The sequence below is a fragment of the Patescibacteria group bacterium genome (genome assembly GCA_028716045.1).
Taxonomy (GTDB): domain Bacteria; phylum Patescibacteriota; class Patescibacteriia; order JAQUQO01; family JAQUQO01; genus JAQUQO01.
This window is the reverse complement of sequence record JAQUQO010000001.1, coordinates 340589-366268: the sequence shown is the minus strand read 5'-3', so window position 1 is coordinate 366268 and position 25680 is coordinate 340589. Positions and strand designations below refer to the sequence as shown.

Here is a 25680-nt window from a genome sequence, read left to right as displayed (position 1 = left end):
AGCCGTCGAGGGGGAAGCAATCTCTGATACGTAGCTTTGGGCAAGGGCGCTGTATTAGAGATTGCTTCGTCGTCGTCCCGAGTTTTCGGGACTCCTCCTCGCAAAGACAAAAAGAGAATAAGAAAAATAAAAATCCCGCCTTGGTTTAGATTGCCTAAGGCGGGATTAAACTTAAAAATTTTTTGCGAGCATGGCTTTGGCCACGCTTTTTTCAATAATATGGATTTCGCTGATATGTCGGGCGTGGAGTGTAATTTTTTCTCTTTTTTCGCTGATTTCCTCCACTATAATAACCCCTGTTTGGTTTTCATCGCTCAATTTTTTTTCAAAATAGCATAAAATATCATCGGGCTTTTCCTCAATTAATTTGGAAAATAATTCCCGATTAGTTTCCTTTTCAACTTCTTCCGAGTTTATTTTGATAAATAAAAGGGTATTTACAGGGCATTTTTTTAGCATTTTATTTAATTCTTCAGTACTCATTTTCCCTCCGGTTTCTTGTTGTTAAGGAGCTTCTATTGTTTTTTTATCAGAATATCAGATTTTTGTCAAGTGTTTAATCATATAAGTTCCTTTTAATTTATACCCCAGTTTTTTGTAATAACCCCGCACGCCCACGCCGGCAATAACGGCGATTTTTTTAAACCCTTCTTTGACAGCAATCTTTTCCGCTTGCGCCATCAGCATTTTGCCAAAACCCTGATGTTGAATTTTTGTTTTTAGATTTTTTTCGGAACGCAGGGGCATAAGCTGGCCATAAGTGTGCAATTCGCGAATCAGGGCGCAATCTTTTATTTCCGGAATAAATCTAAATATGTCATTCTGACCCCGCTTAGCGGGGGAAGAATCTGAACCCGAATTTTTTTTCAAATCGGGCTTAGAATAATAAAAAGATGGCAAGCGCAGGCGGACAAAAGCGTAAAGAATGGTGCGGTCTTTATTTTCATAACTCAAAAAGTATTCTATTCCACCGGAGGCGGGGTATTTTTCTATAAATAATTTCGCTTGTTTAAGGTTGGCGGTTTTATTGCGGGCTTCGCGACAGCGGATACATTTGCAACGCAGGCCTCGTTCTTTTATTCTTTTTTGTAAATACTCGCGCAGGTTGGTGATTTTATTTCCCGCTTCAATGCTTTCCTTGGGAATATCGCGCACGAGGCGATTCAAACGAACATAGTAGGGGATAAGCGCTTTGATTTTAATCAGCAGGTCTGAAAGTTCCTTATCGCTGTACGGCTTAAATTTCCCTTGTTTAAACCATTGATAAAGCAAAGAATATTTATTGACAATACAGGGATAAATTTTAAGTTGGTCCGGTTGGAAGACAGAATTGGAGAACAGTTGCCTAAACATTTCCAAATCTTTTTTAGGATTAGAACCCGGTAGGTTGGGCATCAGGTGATAGTCAACTTTAAAACCGGCATCTTTAAAAAGTTTAGTCGCTTTAATTACTTCTTGGATTCCATGCCCGCGTTTGTTCAATTTTAAAATGCTGTCATAGATTGATTGGACGCCAAGCTGAATACGTGTACAACCAAGTTCGCGCAGGTGAGCGATTTCTTTGGGCGTTACATAGTCAGCGCGGGTTTCCAAAGACAGGCCGATGATGCGGTGTTTGGCCGTTTCATTTTTCTTTTGCAATTCTTTTAAGCTTTTTTTGGCCGAAGATTTATTGAATTTGGGATAATCATTGGCGGCGGCAAAAGAGGATTTAATAAATGATTCACGGTATTTTTTGGGATAATAAGACCAAGTGCCGCCGAGGACAATCAATTCAATTTTATCTGTATCGTGGCCGTTGGCTTCCAGCGCTTTAATGCGGTAATGGACCTGTTTATAGGGGTCAAATTTGTTTAAAACCGCGCGCATGGCCGCTGGTTCGTTGGAAAGGTAGCTTTTGGGCATATTGGGCTCCGAGGGGCAATAGGCGCAAGTTCCTGGGCAAGGATAGGGCTTGGTGAGCAAGGTAACGGGAGCTACACCGGAGAGGGTGCGAATGGAGCGTTTTTTGATTAAATCTTCAAATTGTTTATCCGGTTTAATCTTATTTTTAGCTAATAGTTCATGATAATATTTTAAAACTTCCGAATTGGGAACAATAGGAATACCAAAACGCTTGGCTAGGCGCCTTTTTATTTTAGACATCCGGTTGGGAGTCCGGGGTTTTAATTTTATGATTTCTTTGATAAACTGTTCTTGCATGGAATACGAATTACGAATAATTTACAAATATACAAATGAAAGAAGAAATTGCGCAAAAATTATTAAAAAAAGTTAAGGAAAGTTATAACATAATCAGTGGGGACTTTTCCGCTACCCGCGGTTATATTTGGCCGGACTTGGAAATTTTTGGCAAATATATTAAAGCGGGGGATAAGGTTTTGGATTTGGGCTGTGGCAATGGCAGATTATACGATTTTTTGAAAAATAAATCAATAAATTATTTTGGCGTTGATAATTCGGAGGCCCTTATAAATGAAGCGAAAAAGAAATATCCGGAAATTGCCGATAAATTCCAAGTCGGAGATGCGCTGGATTTAAATTTCCCCGACAACCATTTTGACGCGGTAATGATGGTAGCAGTATTAAATCATCTTCCATCAAAAGAGCTTCGACTCCAAGTTTTAAATAATGTGAAGCGGGTTTTAAAGCCCGATGGATATTTATTGATGACTAATTGGAATCTATATCAAAAGAAATACAGGCCGCTTATTATTAAGTATAGCTTGTTAAAGCTTATCGGTAAATCTCCGCTGGATTTCGGTGATTGTTTAGTTCCTTTTGGTCAAGAAAAAGTGAAGAGATATTATCATTCTTTTACTAAAAAAGAAATTCAAAAATTAGCCGTTCTTTCTGGTTTGACAATTTTAGAGAATTATTATAGTTTAAAAGGAACAAAAGGTCATTGGTTTACTGGTAAAAATTTAGTAAGCATTTTACAAAAATAGAAGTTTGAAAACTGAATAGGAGGCATCGAAATGAAGCAGGAGTCTAAAAAGAGAATGAAGCGAGCGGCGATCATGTCAGGTTTATTTTTTCTTTTGACCATTGCGTTAATTTTTTGGGTGATTACTTATCCGATTATCACCGGTCTTTCGTTACTTTTAGAGAAGGGCGTTGATGTGTATGAAGAAAATCGTGATTTTTTATAGCACAACAGAAAAAGACCAAAAACGATTAAGTAACAAATTTCCGCAAACAGCCGTTAATTAGCGGTTGTTTTTTATTTTATCGCCGAAACATTCCTCCCGTAGAAACGCGATTAATCGTTTTTCTACAAAATACACCCCCTTGAACCCCCGTCTTTTTGGTGCTAATATGTAATAATATGCTAAAAGAATTGATTACCAACCCAATCATTTTGAGTTGTCTTTTTTCTGACCTCATTTCCCAGGCAATAAAGGCGATTATTTATTCCCGCAAAAATGCCGGGTTCCATTGGCGTTACCTTTTGATGGCCGCCGGCATGCCTTCCACACATACGGCGGTGGTTACATCCCTGACTTTGGGAATTTTTCTTTACGAAGGTATTACCACCTTGTTTATAGCCTCTTTGGTGTTTTCTTTAATAGTCATCCGCGACGTTATCGGCGACCGCGTTTTTGCCCAGCATCAGGAAGATATTGTCAACAAAATTTTTGCCAAAATTTTCCATGGCAGTTTTGAGGGCATTGAATGGAAAAATCTCATTGGTCATAATCTAAGAGAAGTATTTTGGGGGATAATTTTGGGCCTCTTTATAACCTCAATAATTTTCATTATATGGTGGAGTTAGGAAAAATTAAAAAAATTCACTTTATCGGAGTGGGCGGAATCGGCATTTCGGCTCTGGCTAAACTTTTTGCCAAACAGGGGAAAAAAGTTTCCGGTTCGGACCTGGAAGAAACGGCCATCACCGAGGATTTAAAAAAATATCAGATAAATTTTTTTAGCAAACACAAAAGCGGCAATCTTGACCCCAAGACCGAGCTGGTCGTTTATTCCGCGGCCGTGCCCGAGAAAAATCCGGAGAGAAAAAAAGCGCGGGAGTTTGACATCCCGCAATTAAGTTATCCGGAAGTACTGGGATTAATCAGTAAAGAAAAAGATACTATCGCCATCTGTGGAACTAACGGCAAAACAACTACCACTTCTATGGCTGGCTTGCTTTTGGAAGCCGGCAAGTTTGACCCGCTGGTGGTTGTGGGCAGTAAGGTGGAAAATTTTACGGATGGTAATTTAAGATTTGGCAAGGGGGAAAATTTTGTCGTAGAGGCCTGCGAATATCGGGCTCACATGCTGAACCTTGAACCTAAAATAATTCTGCTCACTAACATTGAAGAAGACCATTTGGATTTTTATACCGGCATAGACCATATTAAATCAACCTTCCAGTCATTCATAGATAAATTGCCGGAGCAGGGAGTTTTTATCTGCAATGCCGATGACGCCAATTCCATGGAAATAAAAACGATGAGAAGCCGGATTACGTACGGAATAGACAATTTAGCCAATGTCACGGCTAAAGACATTTACAGCGAGAACGGCAAACAATATTTTGACGTTTATCATAACGGTAAAAAAATTGACACTTTTTCTTTGAATATCCCGGGACGGCACAATGTTTATAATGCTTTGGCAGTCATTGCTTTGGGGTTTCACTTAAAAATCAGCGTTAAGAGAATTAAAAAAGCGTTAGAAAATTATCAGGGGGCTTGGCGGAGGTTTGAAAAAATCGGCGAGAAAGATGGCGCGATTTTTATTTCCGATTATGCCCATCATCCCACGTCTTTGCGCGCGGTTTTGAGAGCGGCTAAGGATTTTTATCCGCATCGGCGCGTGGTGGCGGTTTTCCAGCCCCATCAGCATAATCGCACCAAGAATTTATTTGTAAATTTTGTAAAATCTCTGGACGAAGCCGATTTGGTTATTATTAATGAAATATACGATGTGGCCGGTCGTGAGGAAAAAGACGATGAGGATGTAAATTCGCAAAAACTGGTGGAAGCCATAAAAAGGCATGACAAATCAAATAATCGCGAGAGGGAGGTGATTTATACGCCGGATATAGATTATACTGAAAGGGAAATCGCGCGTGTCCTTGACCAAACAGACGTGATTTTGCTTTTGGGGGCAGGGGATATGCCAGTGAAGATAATTCAGAAATTAAAACTCGCAACTCGTAACTTATAACTTGTAACTCCTAACTCCTAACTCCTAATTCCTAATTCATAATTTTTGCTTCGTATCTCTCAACTTGTTAATTCGTTGTATGTCAGAATTAAATAAATTACAAAATATAAAAATAGACGAACCTTTAGCGCCATACACCACTTTTAAAATCGGCGGACCGGCCAGATATTTTCTGGAGGTAAAAGACATTGAGGAATTAAAAAGCGCGATAAGAGCGGCAGGGGAAGACAATCTTCCCGTTTTTGTTTTGAGCGGGGGAAGCAATATCCTTGTTGCGGATGAGGGATTTGCCGGTTTGGTTATTAAGATTGATTTTGACGAACTTAAAATATCCGCTGATAAAATCACGGCCGGAGCGGGAGTTAATTTAAATAAATTATTGATGTTTTCAGTGAATAATAATTTAAGCGGATTGGAATGGGCGGCGGGGATTCCCGGAACTTTGGGCGGAGCGATTCGCGGCAATGCCGGCGCGTGGGGCGGGGAAATTAAAGACATAGTGGAAAGCGTGGAAGTTTTACGAAACGGAGAAATAGTTATTTTGGATAATAAAAGTTGCGGTTTTTCTTATCGACACAGCGATTTTAAAAATAATGGAGATATAATTTTGCGGGCCGTGCTTAATCTAAAACCGGGCGATAAGGAAGCCAGCAATCGGAAGATTCAGGAATATCTGACAAAAAAGACGCAAGGTCAGGACGTTTCGCATCCAACGGCCGGCTGTATGTTTAAAAATGTTTATTTGGATAAATTAGACGGGAAAGAAAAAGAAAGAGTCAGCGCAATCGTTCGGGAAGAATTTTCGTTAAAAGGGATAATTCCCGCCGGTTGGCTTATAGAGCAGTGCGGATTAAAAGGACAGATAATCGGCGGAGCGCGAGTTTCCATAAAGCACGCCAATTTTATTTTAAATCAGAATAAGGCCACGGCTAAAGATATTTTAAATTTAACCAACTTGATTAAAGAAAAAGTTTTTGCTAAGTTTGGTTTGAGATTAGAGGAGGAAGTGCAATTTATAGGATTTTAGTTATGGGATTTCAAAATCAAACAAATCTGACTCTTATTTTGGGGCCGATGAAAAGCGGCAAATCTTTGCATTTGATAAATCATTTTAACTCCCTGAAAGATAACGGAACAAAATTTTTAATGTTTCATTCAATAAAAAATGTCCGCGACGAAAAAATTTGGTCGCGGGCAGGGTTGGAACTGGACGCTAAAAAAGTGGAAAATTTAACCGAAGTTCTGGACAGCGATGTTCCGATTATCGGGGTTGATGAACTGCATATGTTTGAAGAATCAGAAGCGGAGATTATAAGGAAAATTTTAGAGCGGGGGATAGAAGTGGTGGCCGCCGGACTTAATATAGATTATCGCGGAGAAACGTTTCGGCTGGTTCAAAATTTATTGGAGTTAAACCCCAAAAATGTTTTTTATAAAAAGGCGATTTGCGAAGATTGCGGCAATCTGGAAGCGGAATATACGCAAGTGTTTAAAAACTCGGAGCCGTTGCTTAGCGGCCTGCCGCCGGTTATTCCCGAAGATGGCACCTATACTTATAAATCCGTCTGCGAGAAATGTTTTATTAGGGGATAGTATTATTTTAAAATAAAAAATCCTCGCCACATTTAGATGTGCGGGGATTTTATGTTTTGGAGCTATTTCCCATTTTTCATTTTAATCGTCACAATTCTAGCTTTGATTTCAAGTGGTTTTAGACAGATCGGTTCTAGTATTATCATAGGCATTTCCGCGGCTTTTTTTGACATAACTCCTTCGGCAATTATTTTTTTGTGTCCTTTCTTTTTAATTTTTTCTCTGTATTTTTGGTCAAACTCCCTCTTGCTTGCGTATTCTGTCCAGCTAATCCTCCCGGCATAAAGACCAGCTTTTTCTGTGTACTGGAATACGACGATATAGCCGTTTGATTTCTTTTCAGACATTTTTAACTCCCTGTTTTTTGTTTATGAAAGAACTCATTGCTTAATAATAACCTTTTTAAAATTTTTGTCAATATCTTGCTTTAAATCCATATTTAAGATACAATGAAAGCAATCTAATTGTATAAAATATTTTAAAATATGTCGTTTTTAACAAAGATTTTCGGCGACCCGAATGAAAAAGTTCTAAAAAAAGTCAGGCCGATTATTGAAAAAATAAACCTTTTGGAAAATAAATTCCGGCCAATGTCTGATGAGGAATTAAAATCGCAAACAGCGAGATTTAAAGCGGAGCTGGCGCAGGGGAAAACACTTGATGATATTTTACCTGAAGCGTTTGCGGTGGTCCGTGAAGCCGCCCGCCGTACTCTCGGTCAGCGGCATTATGATGTTCAGCTTATTGGCGGCATAGTTTTACATTGGGGGCAGATTGCTGAAATGAAAACCGGTGAAGGAAAAACTTTGGTGGCAACCCTGCCGTCGTATCTCAACGCTTTAACCGGCGCGGGTGTGCACGTGGTGACAGTCAATGATTATTTGTCGCGTCGCGATGCCGTTTGGATGGGGCAAGTTCATAATTTTTTAGGGCTTTCAGTCGGCTGTATCCAGCACGAAAGCTCTTTTGTTTATGACGCCTCTTTCGCCAGCGCGGAGGAAGATGAAAAGAGAGATATTGAAGGCGGATTTAAAGTGCGCCAGGATTTTTTGCGGCCGGTGTCGCGCCGCGAGGCCTACGCCTGCGATATCCTTTACGGGACCAATAATGAATTTGGTTTTGATTATCTGCGCGACAATATGGCGATTAATTTAGAGCAGGTTTCCCAGCGGGAATTAAATTACGCTATCGTGGATGAAGTTGACAGTATCTTGATTGATGAAGCGCGCACGCCGTTGATTATTTCTGCTCCGGCCGAAGAATCAACGGAACAGTATTATCAATTTGCCAATTTGGTAAGCCAGCTCAAAGAAAATGAGGATTATAACATTGACGAAAAAATGCGCACCGCCACTTTAAGCGCCGAGGGTATTTCCAAAATGGAAAAATGGCTGGGCGTGGACAATATCTACACCAGCGGCGGGATTTCCACCGTCCATCACATAGAGCAGGCGTTGAAAGCCCATACTTTATTTAAAATAGACCGAGATTACGTGGTTAAGGACGGCGAGATTTTGATTGTTGATGAATTCACCGGACGCTTGATGTACGGACGGCGTTACAGCGAGGGCTTGCATCAGGCGATTGAAGCCAAAGAAGGCGTGGAGATTAAACGCGAGAGCCAGACCATGGCCACCATTACTTTTCAAAATTTATTCCGTTTGTATAAAAAATTATCCGGCATGACTGGCACGGCCGTCACCGAAGCAGAAGAGTTCTCAAAAATTTATAAACTGGAAGTTTCAGCCATCCCAACCAATAAACCCATGATTCGCCGCGATTATTCCGATAAGATTTATAAAACGGAAATGGGAAAATTTACGGCCGTGGCCAAAGAAATTAAAGAGCGTCATACTAAGGGTCAGCCGGTGCTGGTGGGCACGATTTCCATAGAAAAAAATGAAATGCTAAGTGAAATTTTGGAAAGGGAAGGCGTGCCGCATCAGGTTTTGAACGCCAAGCACCACGAGAAAGAGGCGGAGATTATCGCGCAAGCCGGCAGATTGGGCGCGGTGACCATTGCCACTAATATGGCCGGCCGCGGCGTGGATATAGTTTTGGGTGGGAATCCGCCGAATGCCGAGGAAGCGAAAAAAGTTTGCGAGCTGGGTGGGCTTTGCGTTATCGGCACCGAACGGCATGAGTCGCGGCGCATAGATAATCAGTTGCGCGGTCGCGCCGGCCGTCAGGGCGATCCGGGCGCGACGCAATTTTATCTTTCTTTGGAAGACGATTTGATGCGCATTTTTGGTTCCGACCGCCTAAAATCCATTATGACGACCTTAAAAGTTCCGGAGGACATGCCGATTCAAAACGGACTGGTTTCTAAATCCATTGAATCAGCCCAAACCAAAGTTGAAGGCCATCATTTTGATATTCGCAAACACTTGGTTGAATATGACGACGTTTTAAATAAGCAAAGAGAAGCGATTTACCGCCGCCGGCGGGAGGTTTTACAATCTGATAAAGAAAGGGAAACAATCTTAGCGATGGTTAAAAAGGAAATTGAACAGATTGTTCTTTTTCATACCGCTCATGATGAAGAAAAAAATTGGGACTTGGAAGAAATAAAAGAGGCGGTGAGTACTATTTTCCCGTTGCCGGATGACGTTCGTTTGAAGCTTGATGATTTAAGAGAAAAGGCCGGCGGGAAAGAACAGGACGCGCAGGCGCGCGATGTGATTATTAATTATCTTTACGATTTGGCACTCGCCAGTTATAAAAAAATGGCCGCTAATTTTTCCGACCCGGCGTTATTCGTAATGATAGAAAAGAACATTTTGCTTCGCGCCATTGATTCTTTGTGGGTGGAACATTTGGACGCTATGAGTTATATGCGCACCGGCATCGGCTTGCGTGGTTATGGCCAGCGCGACCCTTTGGTAGAATATAAAAAGGAGTCATTTAGAATGTACAACGAACTGGTGGCGATGATTGAGAAAGAAGTTGTTTACAGTATTTATAAAGTCGGTTTGGCACAGGCGGCGTTAGCGGCGAGTCCGTTCACTAAAAACCTTATAATGAGCGCGCCGGCGAAGACGAGCGAAAGAACCACAAAAAATGAAGAGGGTGTGGAAAAGGTAAAAAAAGTCGGTCGCAACGACCCGTGCCCGTGCGGAGCGACCAAACCCGATGGCACGCCGAAAAAGTATAAACATTGTTGCGGGAAAAATAGTTAATAATTTTAACCGAGTAGAGTCCCATTGAATGACGGGGCGGGAGTGGGAAGAAATATAAGAAGTGTCACGGCAGATAAAAGAAAAAAGCCGTCGTATCGCGATTACGACGGCAACCCGATTTAAGTGAATATTTCACATTGTGGGATTACCACAATGAAGATCGGGGCGGGTCCCTCCCTTCACCACTAGCTCAAGTCTACCAAGGTCGTATGGTAAAGTCAAGAGGTATAAAAAGTGTTATAAAAAATAATATGAATTTTGAACAGCGCAAGACAAATAAATACGAGATAAAAAAGGAAAATATTATTGCTCTAGATGATTTGCCTCAAAATTTTTCTAAAAAATTAAGGTCTTTGAATTGGCCCTTAGAAGTACAGGGAACGGGAAGAATTTTAGAGGATAGCAGAAATTTCGAAATTAGATACCCCCGGGGCGATTTGTTTTATTCCTGGGCGGTGATAATTCATGAACTTGGGCATTTGCGACAGGATGAGTTTAACAAAGACATTAGAAGAGAAAAAAATGAGACAGAAAAAAATTTAAAAAAAGAGAAAGACGCTTTTACTAGAGGCATGGGAAGAGTTAAAAAGTATTATCCCGACATTTTAGATAAATTAGAAGCAGAGTTTAAAAATTTTAAGGAAAATAATAAAATTCCGGCTTTTAATTCATTTATGGATTTGTACAACGATTTTAGTAATGTTATTAAAATTAATGAGGCCATGGGGTCAGGAGAGAATGACGATTTAAAGTACAGAAGGTTAAAAGCAATTAATATAACGGAATTTTTTAAGAACATAGAAAATAATAAAGTAGGTGTTAAAATTGACACTTCGGAAGCCGAAAATGTTATTTTAAAAGTAACTAATGAAATAGCAGGGGAATAGGTTCGTTTAACGGAGTAATTATCTATTAAATAAGTGTCACTGTGAGGTCTAAAATTTATGAAAAAACATCGTCCCTATTGGTTAGTTAAATATGACCCAATCTGGCCTCGGCAATTTGCGGAAAAGAAAAAACTGATTTTAGACGTCCTTGGCAATGAGGTGTTAGCAATCCATCATATCGGCAGCACTTCAATCCCGGGCATGGTCGCCAAACCGCAAATTGATATTTTAGTAGTGGTTAAGGATTTGCGAAAAGTACATGAAAAAGCAACTAAGATGGCAGACTGGGGATTTATACCTCGCGGCGATTATACGGGTATTGGCGAAGAATATTTTACGGAAGACGATGCGGAGGGCGAAAGATTAACCAGCGTCCATATTCTTCCCGAAGGTCATCCAGAAATTAAAAATATCTTGGCCTTTCGTGATTATTTATTGGAAAATAAAAAAGATAGAGAGTTGTATAGTGCGGCGAAAAAAGAATTATATCGTAAGTATGCTGACAATTATCCCAAATATGGCGCCGGAAAGAAAACGATTATTACGGAAATATGCAAGCGTGTTAAAAAGTGCCGTAGTAAATAATATGCTCAAATTAGGAAAATATAGACATTACAAGGGTAATGAATACGAAGTGATTGTTGTCGCCAAACACAGCGAAACATTAGAGGAATTAGTGGTATATCATGCCCTTTATGGAAATCATGATTTATGGGCGTGACCGTTGAAAATGTTTACCGAAGAAGCTGAGGTTAACGGAAAGAAAATTTCGAGATTTGAATATATTGGTAAATAATGCCCCTGAACATAGAAATAAAATCAAAAATCCCTCATTGTCATTGCGAGGAGGAGTCCCAAGTTTTTGGGACGACGACGAAGCAATCCCTGATATTTAGCTTTGAGCAGGAGTCTTGTATTAGAGATTGCTTCCCCCGCCAAGGCGGGGTCGCAAAGACAATAGTAGTTTAGCACAATTATGCAACACGAGTATTATTTTGTTTATATAATGGCTAATAAGACCAATACTACTTTATATACGGGAGTGACTGGTAATTTGCCGCGTAGAATTTATGAGCATAAAGAAAAGATAACAAAGGGGTTTACGGCAAGATATAACATAAATAAATTAATATATTTTGAACCATTTGATAGTATAGAGGAAGCAATAAAAAGAGAGAAGCAAATTAAGGGCGGTTCTAGACAGAAGAAAATAGAACTTATCGAAAAAGATAATCCTAATTGGAAAGATTTGTATGACAATTTATTTTAAGATTATTTTCCCTTGCCAACCCGGGGTTGCAAATAAGAAAATGTTATGAAAAATAAAAATATAAAAATTTGTAGCGCTTGTTTATTGGGGATAAAATGCCGCTATGACGGCAGAGGAAAAAGAAACAAAAAAGTTATTAACCTTTTCAAAAAAGAAATTTTAATTCCCGTTTGTCCTGAACAATTGGGCGGTTTGACAACGCCCAGAGAACCGGCAGAACAAAAAGGTAAGAAAGTGTTTACAAAGTCAGGGAAAAATATTTCAGAAAATTTTACCAAGGGCGCAAAGGAGGTTTTAAGGATAGCAAAACTCTATGGCGTGAAGGAAGCGATTTTGAAACAAAAAAGCCCTTCCTGCGGTTGCGGTAAGATTTACGATGGCACTTTTTCCGGTAAAACCATCAAGGGCGACGGAGTAACCGCCGCTTTATTAAAAAAGAGTGGGGTTAAGGTAATAGCAGAGGAGGATTTGTAAACTGCAATAATAAAAAATATAAATATGGAAAACGATAAACCAAAGGTCGGAGTTGGGGTTATGATTTTTAAGGATGGGAAAATTTTACTTCATAAAAGAAAGGGTTCGCATGGAGAAGGGGAGTACTCATTTCCCGGAGGTCATCTTGAATATATGGAATCATTCAAGGATTGTGCAAAACGGGAAACAAGGGAAGAAAGCGGGATAGAAATTAAAAATATCAAATTTCAATATCTGGCGAATGTTAAAAAATACGCCCCCAAACATTATGTGCATATTGGGGTTATCGCGGATTGGGAAAATGGTGAGCCGAAGGTGATGGAACCGGAAAAATCTATCGGGGAATGGGATTGGTATGAGATTGATAATTCCCCGGAGCCCTTGTTTGAGATGTGTAAACTGGCAGTAGAAAGTTATAAAACCAAAAGAAATTATTTTGATTTATAATTTTATTAGTTAAGTTCTGCGGTCGATTATGGCAAAGAAGATTTTGACCCTTTCCATTATTTACAAAAATAACAAAATTCTTCTCGGGATGAAGAAGCGCGGATTTGGCGAAGGGAGATGGAATGGATTCGGCGGGAAGGTGGAAGATAAGGAAGATATAAAAGAAGCGGCGCGGCGGGAATTGCGGGAAGAGGCCGGTATTTTTGCTAAAGAATTGGAAGAAGTCGGTATTATTAATTTTGAGTTTAAGAATAACCCCGAAATTTTAGAAGTTCATTTTTTTAAAGCCGATAATTTTGAGGGTGAGCCATTGGAAACAGAGGAAATGAAACCGCGCTGGTTTAGGGTTAAGGAAATTCCATTTGAAGAAATGTGGCCGGATGATAAATACTGGATTCCGTTATTTTTAGACAATAAAAGATTTAAAGGAAAATTTTTATTTCGAGACATGGACAAAATCGTAGATTTTTCCCTCAAAGAAGTGACAGTTTTGTGATTTTCCGTTAAACTTGCCAAATGCAACGGTTTTAGCTAAAATATAGAAAGTTTATCTTTTATCCACAATTAAGTTTTAAACTATGAAGAAATTCTTTACCAAACTGTTTAGCGTGATTTTCAAGCCCACCCCGCGGGGGAAAGTCAGATGGGCGGTATTTTTTATTTTAGTTTTAGCTATTTTGGCCGTGGCGTTGGATGCGCCGATGTATTGGGATAAAGGAGCCGATTGGGTTGAGGATAGTCTAAAAATAGATGTTCCCCATTTTTATAATCTGCCTTTTCGTTTAGGTTTGGATTTACTCGGCGGTACGCACTTGGTTTATGAAGCGGATATGGCAAATATCCCGTCAGCCGAAAGAAGCGACGCTGTCGCCGGCGCGCGCGATGTTATTGAAAGGCGCGTTAACGCTTTCGGCGTTTCCGAGCCGGTGATTCAGACCACCAAAACCGGAGACAGCTGGCGAGTAGTGGTGGAATTAGCCGGAATCAAAGATGTTCACAAAGCCATTGAAATGATAGGCGAAACTCCGATGCTGGAATTTAAGGAGCAAAACAAAGATGTGCGCGAGCTCACCGCCGAAGAAAAAAGTCAATTGGAAAAAAATAATAAGGAAGTAAAAATTAAGGCGGAAGAGGTTTTAATTCAAGCGCTTGGAGCCGATGAAGCCGGTTTTGATAAATTAATTGAAGAAAAAACCGAGGGTACGGTTTTACCGATGATGGTGAGTGAGCGTTTGTTCTCACCGATTTTTGAAGCGGCTAAAAAAGCCGAGCTGAACGCGGTTTATAATAAATTGGTTGAGATGACCAGCGGTTATTACATTATTAAACCCATTGACCGTATTGAAGAAGAAAAAGAAGTGGAAGCCAGCCATATCTTGATTTGCTATAAGGGCGCGTCCAATTGTCCCACGGAATTAACCAAAGACGAGGCCTTGGCGAAGATTAACGAGGTTAAGAGCCAGGTCACGCCGGAGAATTTTGCCGTTCTTGCTAAAACGTATTCCAATGACACGGGTACTTCTTCTGAAGGCGGCGGGCTGGGATTTTTTGGGAAAGGCAAAATGGTCCCACCGTTTGAGGAAAAAGTTTTTGCTATGGCAACGGGGGAAATTTCTGAACCCGTAGAAACGGATTTTGGCTATCATCTTATTTATAAATCCGACGAGCGGTCGCTGGTTGAATATCAGGTAAAAAATATCTTTTTAAAAAAGCAAACCGAGCAGGATATCTTGGGACCGCAAGACCCCTGGAAAGTTACCGGTTTGACCGGTGTTCAATTAAAAAAATCAATGGTTCAGTTTGACCAAAATACCGGCGCGGCGGAAGTCGGGTTGGAATTCAATGATGAGGGTAAAAAGCTTTTTGGAGAAATTACTGAAAGAAATGTCGGAGAGCCGGTGGCAATTTTTTTGGACGGCGAAGCCCTAAGTATCCCAAGGGTTAATGAACCTATCCGCGATGGCAAAGCGGTTATTACCGGTGATTTTAACATTGACGAGGCCAAAACTCTTTCTCGCCGTTTGAACGCGGGCGCTTTGCCGGTACCCATTAAATTAGTCAGCCAACAGACAGTCGGAGCCACGCTTGGCAACCAATCGGTCAATGATAGTTTGACGGCGGGGCTTATTGGTATTCTTTTGGTTATGATTTTTATGATAATTTACTATCGCTTGCCGGGATTTTGGTCTTCTTTGGCATTGATTGTTTACGGCGCCATTGTTTTAGCCCTGTTTAAAATTATTCCCGTGACATTAACACTTTCCGGTATTGCGGGTTTTATTCTTTCTATTGGCATGGCCATTGACGCTAACGTGCTTATTTTTGAAAGATTGAAAGAAGAATTAAAAAGCGGGAAATCCTTGGGGTCAGCCATTGACGATGGATTTAAGCGCGCCTGGCCTTCAATACGCGATAGCAACGTCACCACCCTCATATCTTGTGTTATTTTGGCGACCTTTACCACTAGTATTGTTAAAGGATTTGCCATTACTCTTGGCGTTGGTGTTATTGTCAGTATGTTTTCCGCCATCACCGTTAGCAGAATATTCCTTAAGTTAGGGTCTAACCGGTTCAGTAAAAATTGGTGGTATGGAGTTAAAAATAAAATTGAATAATATGCAAATAATCAAAACAAGGAAAATTTGGTTTACTATTGCCGGTATTTTGGCGCTCGCGAGTATCCTCGCTTTAATCACTTGGGGGTTGAAACCGAGCATTGATTTTACTGGTGGCACTCTTTGGGAATTGTCATTTATTGAACGTCCTGATAATGTTGCCATAGAGAATGCCTTGCAAGAATTTAATTTAGGTACTTTAACTATTCAGCCGGTGGGAGACCAAGGAGTTATTATTAAATCCAAGGAATTGAATGAAAATTTGCACAGCCAGATATTTGATAAATTAATAAAAAATTTTGAAGGCGTGAGCGAAGTGCGTTTTGAATCCGTAGGGTCGCTTATTGGCAAGGAATTAAGGAACAAAGCTGTTTATTCTATTCTCCTCGTTCTATTAGCTATTATTGCTTACATCGCTTATGCTTTTAGGCAGGTTTCTAAACCGGTACAGTCATGGAAGTATGGCGTGATTTCTGTCGTAATGCTTCTTCATGATATTTTAATTGTAGCCGGTATTTTCGCTTTTCTTGGCCATTATTATAATGTGGAGATTGATTTGACTTTTGTCGCCGCGCTTTTAACCATTCTCGGTTTTTCTGTTAATAATACCATTATTGTTTTTGACAGAACGAGGGAAAATTTATACAAACTCGAAGGTTCTTTTGAAGAAATTGTTAATAAGAGCGTCCTTCAAAGTATAGCGCGTTCGGTTAACACCTCTCTCACGGTTCTTTTGACTCTCGGGGCGATTTATCTTTTTGGCGGAGAGAGCATTAAACATTTTTCTTTAGCGCTTATTATCGGTGTGGCTATCGGGATGTTTTCTTCAATTTTTATCACCAGTCCTTTGCTGGTTGAATGGTATAGGTTAGGTAAAAGTTCTTAAACAATTAAATAAAATTTAGGAGGAGAAAAATGGACCTGAAGGTAGTTAAAGAGTGGGGAAAATCTTTGCCGGAAGACATTGATGAGATTCTCGTGGGGAGGGTATTAGATGATTCGGAAAAATGGATTGATAATAATACCGGCCTTTCCGATGAAGATAAAAAAGAGTATAGGGCCGAGCTAAAAAAGTGGGAGGCGGAGGAAAGGGAAAAAATAGAAAAGAAAAAGAAGCTTTTAAAAGAGATACAACAGTGGGTAGAATCACGCTCGGATTTTGATGAACAGATGTTGAGGGCTGCCATTAAACGGATGATTCGTAAAAGCGGATTCTCTTTTTCTGACGGAGAAATAGAAAAGATAGTAGATGAAAGAATGAAAAAACATTAAGAAAAAGTCTTATTCTCTTGACAAAACCCCCGTTTTGTGCTACAATTAAAATTGTAGCTAAAAAAATAAACCGTGCTTAAGTAATACTTTTGAGAAAGCGCGGTTTTTTGTTGTTTAAGGCGTAAAAATGTGCTATAATACTAAAAAGATATGTTTAGCGTGGATATCTCCGGAATAATCAACTCTCTGGCCCAATTAGGAGGTCATCACCCATTGTATATAATGGGCTATATTTTTATACACGGGGGTTGGATTATTTATGTTATAGCTCTTGCTTGGATGAGCAAAGTGCTGTGGTTAAAATATCTGCAGACAAAATTTGATAATAATAGAAAGTGGGTCCTTTTGTCCATTAGTGTGCCCAAAGAGAATGAGCAGGGCCCCAAGGCGGTGGAAAATATTTTTAGCCATTTAGCCGGGGCTCACGGAAGTTTAAATTGGTATGACAGGTATGTTGAAGGGAAGACGCAGGATTGGTTTAGTTTGGAAATCGTAAGTATAAATGGGTATATTCAATTTTTAGTCAGAACAGTTACCAAATTTCGTGATTTAGTGGAGGCCGCTATCTACGCCCAATATCCGGACGCGGAAATAGCGGAAGTTCCCGATTACACCACTGATTTGCCGAGTAAATTTCCCAACGATGACTATGACTTGTGGGGGGCTGAATTTATTTTAGTAAACAAAGAGTGCTATCCTTTGCGCACCTATACTTTTTTTGAAGACGCCACCTCTAAGGATTATAAATTTAAGGACCCGATGGCGGCGATGCTGGAGAATTTTAGTCGTTTGGGTAAAGGTGAGCAGGCCTGGTTTCAGATTATCGTGACGCCGATTGAACAAAAGGAGTGGAGGGAAAAGGGAGAAAAGGAAGTGCGAAGATTGGCCGGCATAAAAACTGGTTCCAAAAAAGGAACCACGGATATACTTATGGACCTTCCTCTTAAAGCGATTGAAGGAATGGGGACAGCTGTCTCATTGGGTTTTGGCGGTGAAACACCAGTTCCAAAAAGAGAAGAGAGGAAAGATGCTTCCCTAATGCTTTATCTCACCCCGGGGCAAAGAGGAGTAATTGAGGGGGTGGAGCGTAAGATTTCCAAAATCGGTTTCACGGTTAAGATTCGCGGAATTTATGTGGCTCGTCATGAAGTTTTTGAAAAATCCCGCGCCGCCCATCCAATGGTCGGAGCCGTCAAACAATTTAACACGATTGATATGAATGCTCTAAAGCCGGATTACAAAAAAACTGGTACCGGTGGTTTGATATTTTTCAGGAAGTACAGGTTAAAAGAACGAAAGAAGAAATTAATGTTCGCTTATAAAGCGCGCAGTAATTGGCGAGGTTATAGCGCCGGTTACGTTTTAAATATAGAAGAACTGGCCTCTATTTATCATTTTCCGATGTTGGGAGTTAAGGCCCCGCTTTTAAAGAAGACCGAAGCAAAGAAGGGTGAACCGCCGGCGGGTTTGCCGTTTGAAGAAGAAAATTTATTCAAAGAAAAAGGCGGGGGAGATGAGTCAGCCGGGGAAACGCCGGATAATTTACCAATAGAGATTGAATAATATGGCCGAAAAGATAAATTTTTTTGCCACAACTAATTTTCGCAATAAAAAGGTCAGATTTGGCATAAGAACCGACGACCGCCGACGGCATATGTATGTAATTGGTAAAACCGGCATGGGCAAAACGACTTTAATTGAAAATATGGTGGTGCAGGACATAATGAGTGGCCAAGGCGTGGCGGTTGTTGACCCGCATGGTGATATGGCCGAAAAAATTTTGGATTTTATTCCGCCCACCAGGATAAACGATGTGATTTATTTCAATCCGGCGGATATGGAATATCCGATTGCTTTTAATGTTTTGGAGAAAGTTGACGTGGCCCAACAGCATTTAATCGCTTCGGGGCTTATCGGAATTTTCAAAAAGATTTGGGCTGATTCCTGGGGACCACGCTTGGAGTATATTTTGAGAAATGCCATTTTGGCATTGCTGGATTATCCGGGAAGCACTTTGCTCGGCGTAATGAGAATTTTAACCGACAAATCTTTCCGCAAAAAAGTCATCAATAATATTACCGACCCCGTGGTCAGGTCTTTTTGGGTTGATGAGTATTCCAAATGGAATGAAAGGGTTTTACAGGAAGTTATTTCTCCGATTCAAAATAAGGTCGGGCAGTTTTTATCTAGCCCTTTGATTCGCAATGTCGTCGGCCAGGTGAAATCCACCATTGACATCCGCGATATTATGGATAACCGGAAAATTTTAATTTTGAATGTTTCCAAGGGCAGAATGGGTGAGGATAATTCTTCTTTGCTCGGCGCGATGATGATTACCAAAATTCAGTTGGCGGCCATGGAAAGAATTGATATGCCGGAAGAGGACCGGCCGGATTTTTATCTTTATATTGACGAGTTCCAGAATTTTTCCACCGAATCTTTCGCCAATGTTCTGTCGGAAGCCCGCAAATATCATTTGAATTTAATAGTCGGTCATCAGTATATTGAACAGCTTGATGAAAAGGTTCAGGCCGCGGTTTTTGGCAACGTCGGCACGCTGGTCTGTTTTCGCGTCGGCGCCGCCGATGCCGAGGTCTTGGAAAAAGAGTTCGCTCCACAATTCACCGAACAGGATTTGGTTAACCTGACAAAATACGATGTTTATCTAAAACTGATGGTTGACGGCGTGGCTACCATGCCTTTTTCCGCCACCACCTTGCCGCCGATTGCCAAGCGCCAGGAGAATAGGGAAAAGATTATTAAAGTTTCCAGAGAACGTTATACCAAACCGCGGTCGGTAGTGGAAGAAAAAATTATGCGTTGGAGTATTAGTGAAGAAGCGAAAGAAAATATCAGAAGAGAAAAGGAGGGCGAAGGAGGAGAGGGCGGAAGAATAGAGAAAAAAGACATTGTCCAATATCCAGCAAAATGTGCCGAATGTGGGGCGGAGATAATGGTAAATTTCAAGCCCGACGGCGTGCGTCCGGTTTATTGCCGGGAATGTTTAGCTAAAGCCAGAAGTCGGCGGGATAAAACTCAATTATTAAGGGAACAACTGGCGTCTTTGGAACGCGAAGACAAAAAACCCTTACCGGCCCAAAAAACCTACAAAGTGGAGCCGATATTAAAAGTTGATGATAACGCAGAGGAAATTTCGCTGAATTCTCTGCGTCACCGGCGTGAACAATAAGATTATTTAAGATATTTCTACCCTTCGTTTTTAAAAAAGCGAGGGATAAATTATAAATAATAATAAAATTATGTGCACAAAACTGGTTCAAAAACCCATGTGGGGCGGGTTACTTTCGGCTATTGTAACCCTTTTATATTGTGCGTTAATGGCTTTTTTTATGAATTGGATGGGCAAAAATGTTGCCGGCGATTCCATTCTTAACATTGTTTTGGTATTAGGACTCTTGGTTTTTTCTGTTTCTGTGTGCGGAGTGCTGGTTTTTGGCATTCCGGCGTATTTATTTTTTAAAAAAGATGTTAAGGAAGGATTTATTTATTTGGGCCATACCATGATTTGGATGTTTTTGCTGGTATTGATTTTGGTGATGGCTATCTTGCTGATATAAAATTATGGTTATAGAAAAAAAGATTTGGCCGAGATATTTTGAAGACGTAGTAAGTGGCAGTAAAAAATTTGAACTTCGTTTAGGCGATTTTACGGTTAATGAAGGTGACGAACTTTTGCTTCGTGAATGGAATCCGGAAACAAGGGAATATACCGGCAGAGAAATCAAGAAAAAAGTTTCTTGTGTTTTAAGAACTAAGGATGTTAATTTTTGGAGCAAAGAGGACGTTGATAAATATGGTTACCAAATTATCCAAATCGAATAAAGGAAAAAAGGTTTTCGTCGGCTTATCTGGCGGGGTGGATTCCTCGGTGGCGGCGTTATTGCTAAAAAAACAAGGTTATGACGTCACCGGCGTTTTTATGAAAAATTGGTCCAACACTAAAAAATTAGGTGGAGAATGTAATTGGGTGGCGGAGAGGCAGGACGCGATGCGCGTGGCGGCCAAACTTGGCATACCGTTTAAGACCTACGATTTTGAGAGGGAGTATAGAAAAAAGGTTTTGAAGTATCTTATTCGGGAATATAAACATGGCCGAACGCCCAATCCGGATATAATGTGCAATAAGGAAGTGAAGTTTAAATTATTTTTAAAAAAAGCGATAAAAGATGGAGCGGATTTAATTGCCACCGGTCATTATGCTAAAGTCGGCAAACAGCAAATGGTAAATGAGCTGCAGTATCGCCTAATGATTCCCAAAGATAAAGAAAAAGACCAAACATATTTTATTCACATTCTTAATCAAAAGATTTTAAGCAAGACATTGTTTCCGCTGGGGAATTTAACCAAACCGGAAGTGCGTAATATCGCAAGATGCTATGGGTTTATTACCGCGGAGAAAAAAGACAGCGTGGGTATTTGTTTTGTCGGTGAAGTAAATATGCGGGAATTTTTGAAAAAGTATTTAAAATTTACTCGCGGTGATATCGTTGACATTAAGGGTAAGGTTTTAGGCAAACACGACGGTTTAGAATATTTTACCATCGGACAGCGCGCGGGATTGAATATCGGTGGCAGTGGACCATATTTTGTGGTAAGTAAAAATTTTAAATCAAAAAAGTTGATTGTGACCAGTAATCCCAAGGACACTTTGCTTTTTAGCCGCCAAGCAAGAATAAAGGAAATGCATTGGATAAGTGGCGCGATGCCTAAAATTCCATTGTCAGTATTAACTCGAGCAAGGCATAGGCAAAGATTAGAGAAAGCGATTTTAAAAAAAGATAAAAAAGATTTTAAAGTTATATTCGCTCGTCCGCAAAGAGCTTTAACTCCCGGCCAGTCGCTGGTGATTTATAAAAATGGCGAATGTTTGGGCGGGGGAGTGATAAAAAGTCAATAAATACTGGCTCTTGCACATACAGGTCGCAAAAAGGAGGTTGTGCGACCAAAATAAATGAAATACCCACCCCGCAAATAGCGGCTGGGCTGGGAATTCAAGAAAATTCAGTCCAGCAGAATGATTAAGTTGAATACAATAAAGCCCGTTGAAATCTCAGTTCGAGAACAGCGGGCTTTTTTATTTTTAATATCAGCTGATTTTTGGCTAAAAATGAAAGAAAAGCGGCTTAACTCCTTGAAATACTTGACAAATTATGAAGGATATGCTATAATGATAAAAAATGAAAAAAGGGTTGACTTAAAGGAATTTTTCTGTAAATCTAAACTAAGATTTACAAAAGGGGGGATAAAAGAAAGGACCGAGCTTTTTGACCGCCTTATCGCCCTGCCAAAACAAGAAAGGGAGGCAGTACTCAAGGCAGTTAGCTACTATGAAGCTCACAACCATGAAGGGAGATTTCCAGATTGGTGTACGTAAATAAGAGTTCGTTCATAAATTATTAACCACCCGATAACGGGCATTTTTCCTGCCCAAAATTGGATGAAAAGACTGAGAAGGAGCAACAATGAGTCGAAGAAATGAAAAGCTAAGCCATACTCGTACTTCTGAAGAAGTTGAAAAATGGGCTCGAAAACAGGCGATCAGAGCAGAAAAAGAAACAACCGGAATTCATAAGAAGAGTAGCAAGCGGTACTGGTTAGAAATCGAAAAAAGGGAAAAATAATATCACCGACGGTTATCTTTGTAGTAATGTTATACTTAATTCACCGATAGCCAAGCTCCAGAATACAGCGTATCGGCTTTGTTGCCTCTGCATGGGGTAAACCCCTCAATGAAAAATCATTGAGGGGTCCTTTTATGAATGGCATTGACAAAACCGTCAACGTTTGTTATAATAAATTGAACTATTAATTTTACAGGAGGTTTAAAATTGGAACATTTACAATTGGCTAATACTGCCGCTGATAACAGAATCGCCGTTTTGATCGTCGCGATTGTATTTATGTTGATAGCCCTTTCAAAAGGTTGCCAGTACTTGGGCATTAAAAGTCCCTTGCCTGGAGTTTTTGCGGGCCTAGCTTTTCTACTTGTATTTCCCTTTAAACTATTACTAAAACCGTTTATTGACGAAATTAGAATAAGATATGAGGAATATCTAAGAGAAAGGCGGAGAAGAATTAGAGAAAGATACCGAGCCAATAGACCACCGTAAAACGGTGGTTTTTTCTTAACATGGCGTTCGTGAATGCCATGTCTTACTCAGAAGGACAAAATTTGCTTATAAATTTACAAATGGTATACTATACATAAGGAAGGAGGGTAGAATTATGGATAAAAAGAAGTTTGAAGAATTAAGGAAACCCCTGAAAAGTACTTTTTTACCAGTTCCTCAAAGTCAAAAGCTCGCAACTCAATGCGAAGAAGCTGATAAAAGATTTGACCAGGCAGTGTTAGAAAAGTACAAGGAGTTTAAGCGCGGAGTAAAGAATTAAGAGGAATAAGCAGAAAAATACCAAGAAAAAACCAGGAGAAATTACTTCTGGTTTTTTTAAAAAAATAAAAAGCCCGCTCTAGTTTGTCTCTCCGCATTGCACGATAGCGAAGGATACCTAGGTAGCGGGCAAGGGTTCCCCCACAAAGCCTGTAATAGGTTATGCAGCACTTATAACGGCCATTAAATAATAGCGTGCTTTATAAAATGACCACAGCGCTGGGGACCACAACAGGCACGAACAAAATAATATCTTGTGGTGTTACTTTAGCATATCCTTAAAAATCTGTCAATAGGCGACCTAAAAAGTCGGAAAAATCACTATAAAACAGCAGTTTTTCTTGCCTTAAATAGGTTTTTATAGTACAATTTGAGTATTATGACTACCGACGAACTACGCAAAAAATATCTGAAATTTTTTGAAGAAAAGGGGCATAAAGTTATCCCTTCGGCTTCTTTAATTCCGGAAAATGACCCGACAGTGCTTTTTACCACTGCCGGTATGCACCCGTTGGTGCCGTTTTTACTTGGTGAAGAACATCCGGCCGGTAAACGATTGGTTAATGTTCAAAAATGTGTTCGCACTGGCGATATTGACGAAGTAGGCGATGATTGGCATCTGACTTTTTTTGAGATGCTTGGCAATTGGTCTCTCGGCGACTATTTTAAAAAAGAAGCGATAGAAATGTCTTGGGAATTTTTGACCGCAAAGAAATGGTTAGGGTTGGATAAAGATAAAATCGCCGTTTCCGTGTTTGTTGGCGATGAAGATGTGGTTTTTGATAAAGAGGCCTATGATATTTGGAAAAGTTTGGGCTTATCCGAAGAGCGGATAGCTAGATTGGGCAAAAAGGACAATTGGTGGGGGCCGGCGGGAAAAACCGGTCCGTGCGGTCCTGATACGGAAATGTTTTATTGGGTTGGAGAAGGCGAGCCGCACGGCAATCCCGGAGAAAATCCAAATGATTGGGTAGAAATTTGGAACGATGTTTTTATGCAGTACAATAAAACTGCAGACGGTAAATATGAAGAATTAAAACAGAAAAATATTGATACGGGAATGGGGCTGGAACGAACCGTGGCGATTTTGAACGATAAAAAAAGTGTTTACGAGATAGATGAATTTAAGGAGATCTTTAATGAAATAAGGCGTCTTTCTGGTGTAGATTACGATAATCATAATGCAATTGTAAAATCAAAGAGTAAAACACAACCTTTAGTTTGGGGAAATGATGGTGTTCATAATTCCACAGAGATTGTAAGATCGTTTCGTATCGTCGCTGATCACGTTCGTGCTGCGACATTTCTTCTTAGTGATGAACGAGGTATTGAACCATCAAATCTTGGGCAAGGGTATGTATTACGTCGTTTGATTCGACGCACTGTGCGTTATGGTAAACAGATTGGCATTGAAGAATTTTTTACTTCTAAAGTCGCTGAGGTGGTAATAAACCAAATGAAAGACATCTATTCGGAATTAGAAAAAAATAAAAAAAGGATTTTGCATGAATTGCAAAAGGAAGAGGAGAAATTTGCTAAAACCTTAGAAAAGGGATTGAAAGAATTCAAAAAATTAGAAAAAATTTCCGGCAAGGATGCTTTTAATCTTTTTTCTACTTACGGTTTTCCCCTGGAACTTACAAAAGAATTAGCTAGAGAAAAGGGGTTAAAGATTGAGGAAGCGGAATTTAACGAAGAATTTAAAAAGCACCAAGAACTTTCCCGCACGGCTTCCGTCGGGCAATTTAAGGGCGGGTTGGCAGATGCGTCGGAGCAAGTTAAAAAACTTCACACCGCCACACATCTTTTACATGCCGCCCTGCGTCAAGTTTTGGGCGACCACGTGGAACAGCGCGGCAGTAATATCACCGAGGAACGTTTGAGATTTGATTTTGTCCATCCGCAAAAAATGACTCCGCAGGAAATTATGGAAGTGGAAAATTTAGTTAACGAACAGATAAAAAAGAAACTGCCGATTAATTGTGATATTAAAACAGTTGAAGAAGCAAAGAAGGAGGGCGCCATTGGTTTGTTTGAATATAAATATGGAGACAAGGTGAAAGTCTATACTGTGGGGGATAATTCCTCTGTTTGTTCGGAACCCCCTTTTAGTCGGGAAATTTGCGGCGGTCCGCACGTCAGTAACACCGGTGAACTTGGACATTTTAAGATTATCAAAGAAGAGGCCTCCAGCGCCGGAATCCGCAGGATAAAAGCAATCTTAGAATAATTTTTTAGCTAATTTTAGCCGTAAAATTCGCCCTTGACACTAATTAGAGAAAAATATATAATAAGCTTACTTTTAAAAAGCGGGCTAAATATCTTGACGGTATTCCAAAATTACTGTAAGATTAGAATAAA

The 25680-nt window shown here is 40.1% G+C and carries 28 protein-coding genes and 1 pseudogene; 26 read left to right on the top strand and 3 right to left on the bottom strand.

Annotated elements, in window-relative coordinates; all coding sequences use genetic code 11:
- Window positions 1-171: 171 nt before the first annotated feature.
- Window positions 172-483 carry a hypothetical protein gene (locus PHG22_01905; GenBank protein ID MDD5490532.1) on the bottom strand — a complete coding sequence of 104 codons (312 nt, stop codon included), beginning with the start codon at window positions 481-483 and terminating at the stop codon, window positions 172-174.
- A 54-nt stretch (window positions 484-537) separates the two neighbouring features.
- Window positions 538-2202 (bottom strand): tRNA uridine(34) 5-carboxymethylaminomethyl modification radical SAM/GNAT enzyme Elp3, encoded by a 1665-nt coding sequence (locus PHG22_01900; GenBank protein MDD5490531.1) that lies wholly within the window; start codon window positions 2200-2202, stop codon window positions 538-540.
- 35 nt (window positions 2203-2237) lie between these two features.
- Between PHG22_01900 and PHG22_01895 the strand changes: the two genes are divergently transcribed.
- The 6 genes from PHG22_01895 (at window position 2238) to PHG22_01870 (ending at window position 6765) form a co-directional block, all read left to right on the top strand.
- Complete coding sequence (locus PHG22_01895) at window positions 2238-2948, top strand: class I SAM-dependent methyltransferase (GenBank protein MDD5490530.1); 711 nt, start codon at window positions 2238-2240, stop codon at window positions 2946-2948.
- Window positions 2949-3020: 72 nt separating this feature from the next.
- On the top strand, window positions 3021-3152 hold the full coding sequence (locus tag PHG22_01890) for a hypothetical protein (GenBank protein ID MDD5490529.1): 132 nt from the start codon (window positions 3021-3023) through the stop codon (window positions 3150-3152).
- A 176-nt stretch (window positions 3153-3328) separates the two neighbouring features.
- The gene (locus tag PHG22_01885; protein ID MDD5490528.1) at window positions 3329-3775 is read left to right on the top strand and encodes a divergent PAP2 family protein; all 447 of its coding nucleotides are present in this window, start codon (window positions 3329-3331) and stop codon (window positions 3773-3775) included.
- Entirely contained in the window at window positions 3763-5172 is a 1410-nt protein-coding gene (murC, locus tag PHG22_01880; protein ID MDD5490527.1) for a UDP-N-acetylmuramate--L-alanine ligase, read from the top strand. The genes PHG22_01885 and murC overlap by 13 nt, the downstream gene beginning before the upstream one ends.
- Before the next feature lie 79 nt (window positions 5173-5251).
- Window positions 5252-6199, top strand: coding sequence for a UDP-N-acetylmuramate dehydrogenase (gene murB / locus PHG22_01875; protein MDD5490526.1), 948 nt, complete (start codon window positions 5252-5254; stop codon window positions 6197-6199).
- Window positions 6200-6201: 2 nt separating this feature from the next.
- A complete protein-coding gene (locus PHG22_01870) occupies window positions 6202-6765 on the top strand; it encodes a thymidine kinase (GenBank protein MDD5490525.1) in 564 nt (187 codons plus the stop codon).
- Between the two features lie 62 nt (window positions 6766-6827).
- Here PHG22_01870 and PHG22_01865 read toward each other — a convergent pair whose 3' ends face one another.
- Complete coding sequence (locus tag PHG22_01865; protein ID MDD5490524.1) at window positions 6828-7112, bottom strand: hypothetical protein; 285 nt, start codon at window positions 7110-7112, stop codon at window positions 6828-6830.
- Between the two features lie 138 nt (window positions 7113-7250).
- Between PHG22_01865 and secA the strand changes: the two genes are divergently transcribed.
- The 20 genes and pseudogenes from secA (at window position 7251) to PHG22_01765 (ending at window position 25549) form a co-directional block, all read left to right on the top strand.
- On the top strand, window positions 7251-9944 hold the full coding sequence (secA, locus tag PHG22_01860) for a preprotein translocase subunit SecA (GenBank protein ID MDD5490523.1): 2694 nt from the start codon (window positions 7251-7253) through the stop codon (window positions 9942-9944).
- 251 nt (window positions 9945-10195) lie between these two features.
- Window positions 10196-10831, top strand: coding sequence for a hypothetical protein (locus PHG22_01855; protein ID MDD5490522.1), 636 nt, complete (start codon window positions 10196-10198; stop codon window positions 10829-10831).
- 57 nt (window positions 10832-10888) lie between these two features.
- Window positions 10889-11416, top strand: a complete 528-nt coding sequence (locus PHG22_01850; protein MDD5490521.1) for a GrpB family protein — start codon at window positions 10889-10891, stop codon at window positions 11414-11416.
- Between the two features lies 1 nt (window position 11417).
- Window positions 11418-11627, top strand: a pseudogene (locus PHG22_01845) (DUF1653 domain-containing protein).
- A gap of 180 nt (window positions 11628-11807) precedes the next feature.
- Window positions 11808-12101 carry a GIY-YIG nuclease family protein gene (locus PHG22_01840; GenBank protein MDD5490520.1) on the top strand — a complete coding sequence of 98 codons (294 nt, stop codon included), beginning with the start codon at window positions 11808-11810 and terminating at the stop codon, window positions 12099-12101.
- 60 nt (window positions 12102-12161) lie between these two features.
- Window positions 12162-12575 (top strand): DUF523 domain-containing protein, encoded by a 414-nt coding sequence (locus tag PHG22_01835; GenBank protein ID MDD5490519.1) that lies wholly within the window; start codon window positions 12162-12164, stop codon window positions 12573-12575.
- Window positions 12576-12599: 24 nt separating this feature from the next.
- Window positions 12600-13022: an NUDIX domain-containing protein gene (locus PHG22_01830; protein ID MDD5490518.1), complete on the top strand. Its 423-nt coding sequence runs from the start codon at window positions 12600-12602 to the stop codon at window positions 13020-13022.
- Window positions 13023-13050: 28 nt separating this feature from the next.
- Window positions 13051-13518 carry an 8-oxo-dGTP diphosphatase gene (locus PHG22_01825; protein ID MDD5490517.1) on the top strand — a complete coding sequence of 156 codons (468 nt, stop codon included), beginning with the start codon at window positions 13051-13053 and terminating at the stop codon, window positions 13516-13518.
- Between the two features lie 82 nt (window positions 13519-13600).
- Window positions 13601-15637 carry a protein translocase subunit SecD gene (gene secD, locus PHG22_01820; protein MDD5490516.1) on the top strand — a complete coding sequence of 679 codons (2037 nt, stop codon included), beginning with the start codon at window positions 13601-13603 and terminating at the stop codon, window positions 15635-15637.
- Window positions 15612-16523 (top strand): protein translocase subunit SecF, encoded by a 912-nt coding sequence (gene secF, locus PHG22_01815; GenBank protein ID MDD5490515.1) that lies wholly within the window; start codon window positions 15612-15614, stop codon window positions 16521-16523. Before secD ends, secF begins: the two co-directional genes overlap by 26 nt.
- A gap of 29 nt (window positions 16524-16552) precedes the next feature.
- The gene (locus tag PHG22_01810) at window positions 16553-16909 is read left to right on the top strand and encodes a hypothetical protein (protein ID MDD5490514.1); all 357 of its coding nucleotides are present in this window, start codon (window positions 16553-16555) and stop codon (window positions 16907-16909) included.
- Between the two features lie 150 nt (window positions 16910-17059).
- A complete protein-coding gene (locus PHG22_01805) occupies window positions 17060-18472 on the top strand; it encodes a hypothetical protein (GenBank protein MDD5490513.1) in 1413 nt (470 codons plus the stop codon).
- A gap of 1 nt (window position 18473) precedes the next feature.
- A complete protein-coding gene (locus PHG22_01800) occupies window positions 18474-20099 on the top strand; it encodes a type IV secretion system DNA-binding domain-containing protein (protein MDD5490512.1) in 1626 nt (541 codons plus the stop codon).
- 70 nt (window positions 20100-20169) lie between these two features.
- A complete protein-coding gene (locus PHG22_01795; protein ID MDD5490511.1) occupies window positions 20170-20487 on the top strand; it encodes a hypothetical protein in 318 nt (105 codons plus the stop codon).
- A 4-nt stretch (window positions 20488-20491) separates the two neighbouring features.
- A complete protein-coding gene (locus PHG22_01790) occupies window positions 20492-20752 on the top strand; it encodes a DUF3850 domain-containing protein (GenBank protein ID MDD5490510.1) in 261 nt (86 codons plus the stop codon).
- A complete protein-coding gene (gene mnmA, locus PHG22_01785; GenBank protein ID MDD5490509.1) occupies window positions 20724-21827 on the top strand; it encodes a tRNA 2-thiouridine(34) synthase MnmA in 1104 nt (367 codons plus the stop codon). The genes PHG22_01790 and mnmA overlap by 29 nt, the downstream gene beginning before the upstream one ends.
- 117 nt (window positions 21828-21944) lie before the next feature.
- A complete protein-coding gene (locus PHG22_01780) occupies window positions 21945-22304 on the top strand; it encodes a hypothetical protein (GenBank protein MDD5490508.1) in 360 nt (119 codons plus the stop codon).
- Window positions 22305-22392: 88 nt separating this feature from the next.
- Window positions 22393-22551 carry a hypothetical protein gene (locus tag PHG22_01775; protein ID MDD5490507.1) on the top strand — a complete coding sequence of 53 codons (159 nt, stop codon included), beginning with the start codon at window positions 22393-22395 and terminating at the stop codon, window positions 22549-22551.
- 604 nt (window positions 22552-23155) lie between these two features.
- Window positions 23156-23320, top strand: coding sequence for a hypothetical protein (locus PHG22_01770; protein MDD5490506.1), 165 nt, complete (start codon window positions 23156-23158; stop codon window positions 23318-23320).
- A gap of 378 nt (window positions 23321-23698) precedes the next feature.
- The gene (locus PHG22_01765; protein MDD5490505.1) at window positions 23699-25549 is read left to right on the top strand and encodes an alanine--tRNA ligase; all 1851 of its coding nucleotides are present in this window, start codon (window positions 23699-23701) and stop codon (window positions 25547-25549) included.
- The last annotated feature ends 131 nt before the right edge of the window (window positions 25550-25680 follow it).